Below are 4,545 nucleotides of genomic sequence, written 5' to 3'. Positions count from 1 at the left end.
TCAATACTCTGGATTGCTTCACTCCTGTTGGCTCCGCCGATTTTCAATTCGCAATGACGAAAAGGCCTTGCTTACTGATAACTGTTGACTACTGACTGTGGAGTTTGTTACTTTTTAGTTAAAAAGTAATATCCCCATCTAACTACCTGAAACACAATATTTGTATAAAAACAGGTAACGAATAAGTAACGTTGTTAACGCACTGGCCTGCTGTATTTTGCATGACGACAAATAACTCATTTTCTCTTGCCAAAGGTATGGAAAAACCATGAATTTAGCAATCAGATAATCCCTTATTTACGAAAATACCCTGCACACAGTTTTTTTGCTGTCGCAGGGTATTTTTCAGGATAAGGCGGTAGCATTAGGCGGCCGCTTCCTCATATGCCGTTTCCATGATTTCACCGTCATCGTCCGGTACTTCACCTATTTGAGCCTGTTCGGGCAGTCCGGGGTACAACGGTATATCGTCCATATCCGGATTGTCGAACGTTTCCGGTTCCGGCGCGTCTTCCCCTGTTCCTGTTGCTGTTTCAACATCCGGTGCAGATGTTTCTTCGCTTCCTGTTATCGCCGGAAGAGCTTTTGCGTCTGCTTCTTCCGTGTTTTCGCTGTTATACGGCTGCAACTGTAGTATCCGTTCCTCTATCCGCTCATGCTTTTTCCGGTAGGCTTCATTGCACTGCTGCTTTATCCCGGTAACCTTGTTCGGGAAATACATCGCCACGAATTCGAGCAGCAGCCTGGATTTCAGGCAGTCGCCGGAAGCCTGTGAAAGGGCATGGATAATAAAGTCACGCCGGATAACGTTCTCCTGCTCTATAGAGCGGAAGGCTACCAGTTCCAGTTTCTCCTCGTCTGTAATCGCCTGCCTGTCTTCAATGCCAAACGTATCATAATTCTCCCTGCGCAGGAAGGCCAGCATGATAAAGTAAAGCAGTTCCTGTTCGCGCGGTGAAAAGTCCTTCGCGGGAATAACGCTTTCTTTTACAAGGCGCTTTACTTCCTCCACGCCTTTCTCGATAGCTATCTCCTTATTACGCGTATCCTGCCTGCGGAGCTTTTCAACGGTATCCTCCTCATTCTTATGAAGGCTTGCTTCCGCTTCGGGGATAACCCGGTAGCAAAGCTCCGGCCTGCACCTGCTGACATCGACTAAAAGCTGTGCTTTTCCCTGTTCGACCATTTCCTCTATTTGCGCGAAACTGGCCCGGTACTGTTGCAGCCTCGATTCGTATCCGGCTTCCGCTTCCCGGTATTCCGCTTCCGATGCGAACTGTTCCGGCTCCGGCTTTTGGGGTTCTTCCGGCAGGCGGCTGGCCTGCATTTCATAGATTTCACAGCCTGTGTCGATAAGGTTTTCAACTACTTCCGCCGAAGCGAAGGAATCCGGCGCTACGCATATGCCTATGTTTTCATTTTTCCTCTCATTCAGCAGCCTGGTCGTTTCCGAGGCGACAAATTCCGCCTGCTTGTAGCGCAGGCATTCGATATTCTGGCAGTTCCCGCAGTTGCCGTCCGCGAACAGGTCGTAAACGGATGAGTTGAACGGGCAGGCTTTGCAATCGGCCTTGTCGAATTCATACCTGGACAAATCCGTACTGTACATGCCTTCGAGCATCTTACGAAAGTCCTTTGCCTGTAGGTTTTTCCATGAATAATTGTCATCTGCCGAAAGGTGGCTTTCGTACACGTCCCGCTGTATGTCGGGACAGAAACGCGCCAGTTCGAGGGCTATAGCCAGCGTGATTTCTTCCCTGACCAGCAGCCCGGCTATTTCATCTGCCAGGTTACGCAGTTGCAGGCGGGAGCGGATATACTTGTCCGTCTTGCCGAACTGCCTGACCAGATCCTCTATGGAATATCCCCTGACTTCCATGAGCTTGCCGAAAGACAGGGCTTCCTCCACCGGGTTGATGTCCCGGCGTTGCAGGTTCTCAAGGATGCATATTTCCATCGCTTCGGCGTCGGAATATTCCTTGATAATGGCAGGGATGGTTGTCTTTTCCGCCATAAGCGAGGCGCGGTAACGCCGTTCCCCGCAGACGATTTCGTACTGTTCGCCTTTTACCCGCAAGGTAACGGGCTGGATGATACCGAAATTAACGATACTCTGCCTGAGTTCCTCCAGGTCTTCTTCTCCCCGGTACTTGCGCGGATTGAAGGGGCTGCATACAATCATCGAAAGTTCGATGTTTTGAATGACTTCAGGACTTGCCTGTCCGGTTTGCACTGTAGCCGTAGTTTCCTGCTTCATTGTAACTGTGGCGGGAGTTTTTACACTTTTTTCTTTTCCCGCTTCTTTTTTGTCTGAAATTTTACGTTTCATACGATTTGTTTTTAATGGATGAATAATTATTGACTTAACCGGCGGATTTATCACGCCATCCGCCAGAGGCGTATATGTTGGTATGCTTGTACAGGTATTAGCCATAGGATTCCGTATCGGTATTAAATAATTTGACAATCTTTTTCCTGTCCACGCTGCCGTCATCGTCCAGTATGGATTTGAGATAAAGGCGGACAGGTACCGCTTGCCCGGAGGAGGTACCTGCGCGGTTACGGATACGGCAGTAAGGGATACGGCGTTTACTGCCGCTGTTCTTTTCCAGCTTTACGCGCATATTTCTTGTTTTTGTTTTACTTTTTGTTTTCATTTTATTGCGGTTTAATATTTTGTTTATTCATAAATGCTATGGTATATTTTCAATTATTACTTATGGTTTATATAGCGTTATAAAATATTGCCTTCATCGGCGTATGAGTAATAGCCTTCGCCGGATATTACCAGGTGGTCCGTCAGGATTATGCCGAAGATCCCGCAGGCAGCCTTGACCTTTTCGGTCATTTTATCATCGGCTACGCTCGGCTTTAGGCTCCCCGAAGGATGGTTATGGCAGAGGACTATGCCGGTAGCATTGGCCAGTATCGCCGCCTGCATGATATGGCGCACGTCAACGGTGACTTCTCCTATACCGCCTTCCGAAAGGTGGTTTATTCCCAGCAGCCTGTTCCCGTTGTTCAGCAGCAACAGCTTGAAGAACTCCCGGTGCTCGATAACTTCCGGGTCGAATACGCCATATTCCGTAAGCAATTTGTATATATCATTCGAACAGGTTATTTTCAGCCTTTCGGAAGGCCTGACCTTCGGCTGGTAGCTGATTTTCACTTCCGATACGGTGAATATCCCGTTGGCTGTATTGCCATCTATTATCCTGTAATTCATAGTCAGATACATGTTAAGAGTGTGATAAACAGCGTAACGGTAACAACCACTAACGCTGCTTTTAGTAAAACTGATTTTTGCATGATGCTTCTATTTTAAATGATTAATCTGTTATGCAGGGAAATTCCCTTTTCCGGGCAAAAAGCATCGCCCTGCCGGGCTTGTCAGGGTTTTCGCGGGAAATACGAGCCGGGCGCAGCCAGGGCTGGAGATTTCCCGCAAAACCGCGCAGCGGCCTGACCTTGACAAGACCGGGACAGGCAGGGCGATACATTTGCCCACAGAAAAGGGGACTTCCGTCCCCCCTCCGATCCTCACTAAACTAAATTATCATTCATACAGGATTCATGCCGCATTCATACAGCATTCATACAGCATTCATACATAGCCTGTAATATCCTCTTATACTGTCCTTTTCTTCCTTTTTCCCGACATGGGCTTCGGCTGCTCTGGCTTGGGTGCAGGCTTTTTAAGCAGGTTCAGGGAGAGTATCTCTTCCGTCGCCTGCCTGGTGAAGATATTAAATGTGGTCATAAATGTTTCCGCGGTCTGCTTACTTTTGCCAATGCCGGCAAGCATCCTTTCCCAGCCTCCGGCCTGCTGTATATCGGCAATCCGCATATCTTTCAGGCAGTTATAGACGACCTGCCCCTTTTTTGGTATCAATGTCTTTTAGCTTTTTTTCAATATTTTCGTTAGAATCATTCATGATACAAGTTATTCTCGGTTTTTTGCTGAAGTTGGATTTGTAACAAGAATTGATAAATGGTCTTTATGTGTGTTCCTGTGTCTCCGGTTAAATTTACTGTCAGTTAATTCCATAAAACTGAATGTAACCTTTCCCCCATGTTGGATATATGGTATGTTGCCATTCTTTACATAACGGTCGATGGTACGGACAGAAACTTTTAATAATTTGGCGGCTTGCCTTTTATCCAGCCTGTCCATATCAATCTCTTGTCCCGGAAAGGATTGCCTGTTCACCTCTGGTTTTTCCATGACAGCGCCTGATAATTTCTGTAGTGACGCATGGATTTCCGATATTTTCCTTTCGAGATCATCAAATCTGCGGATTATATCCTTGAAAGGGTTATAATCTGTTTCCTGTAAATCTATTTTGCTCATAATCATTAGTTTTTTGCAAAGATGCTTTTCCCTGTAGCAAAAAACTCCCGACGTAGAGCTCTACGTTGGGAGTTAAAAAATGTTACCTGTTTGATTTACCGCTTCTTAGCGCTGAATATGTTTTTGACTAACTGTTCCGGTAAAGCGTTAATGTATTTGGCGGTATTAACCCTTGTTTTTAACTCGTCCACCCT

The 4,545-nt window shown here is 46.7% G+C and carries 5 protein-coding genes; all 5 read right to left on the bottom strand.

What is annotated here, in order from left to right:
* Positions 1-364: 364 nt before the first annotated feature.
* The 5 genes from ACYPZI_RS15540 to ACYPZI_RS15520 all read right to left on the bottom strand — a co-directional run bounded on the left by ACYPZI_RS15540 (position 365) and on the right by ACYPZI_RS15520 (position 4,351).
* Positions 365-2,329 carry a ParB/RepB/Spo0J family partition protein gene (locus tag ACYPZI_RS15540; RefSeq protein WP_459603225.1) on the bottom strand — a complete coding sequence of 655 codons (1,965 nt, stop codon included), beginning with the start codon at positions 2,327-2,329 and terminating at the stop codon, positions 365-367.
* 97 nt (positions 2,330-2,426) lie between these two features.
* Complete coding sequence (locus ACYPZI_RS15535; protein WP_459603223.1) at positions 2,427-2,657, bottom strand: hypothetical protein; 231 nt, start codon at positions 2,655-2,657, stop codon at positions 2,427-2,429.
* A gap of 77 nt (positions 2,658-2,734) precedes the next feature.
* Positions 2,735-3,238 (bottom strand): JAB domain-containing protein, encoded by a 504-nt coding sequence (locus tag ACYPZI_RS15530; RefSeq protein WP_459603222.1) that lies wholly within the window; start codon positions 3,236-3,238, stop codon positions 2,735-2,737.
* 390 nt (positions 3,239-3,628) lie between these two features.
* Positions 3,629-3,892, bottom strand: coding sequence for a hypothetical protein (locus ACYPZI_RS15525; protein ID WP_459603220.1), 264 nt, complete (start codon positions 3,890-3,892; stop codon positions 3,629-3,631).
* 51 nt (positions 3,893-3,943) lie between these two features.
* Positions 3,944-4,351, bottom strand: a complete 408-nt coding sequence (locus tag ACYPZI_RS15520) for a helix-turn-helix domain-containing protein (protein ID WP_459603218.1) — start codon at positions 4,349-4,351, stop codon at positions 3,944-3,946.
* Between the last annotated feature and the right edge of the window lie 194 nt (positions 4,352-4,545).

Source organism: Dysgonomonas reticulitermitis (assembly GCF_054601275.1).
This window is presented reverse-complemented; position numbering and strand designations above follow the sequence as displayed.

Coding starts and splice junctions, on each gene's coding strand:
- ACYPZI_RS15540 (WP_459603225.1), bottom strand. CDS start 2,329: ATGAAACGTAAAATTTCAGACAAAAAAGAAGCGGGAAAAGAAAAAAGT.
- ACYPZI_RS15535 (WP_459603223.1), bottom strand. CDS start 2,657: ATGAAAACAAAAAGTAAAACAAAAACAAGAAATATGCGCGTAAAGCTG.
- ACYPZI_RS15530 (WP_459603222.1), bottom strand. CDS start 3,238: ATGTATCTGACTATGAATTACAGGATAATAGATGGCAATACAGCCAAC.
- ACYPZI_RS15520 (WP_459603218.1), bottom strand. CDS start 4,351: ATGAGCAAAATAGATTTACAGGAAACAGATTATAACCCTTTCAAGGAT.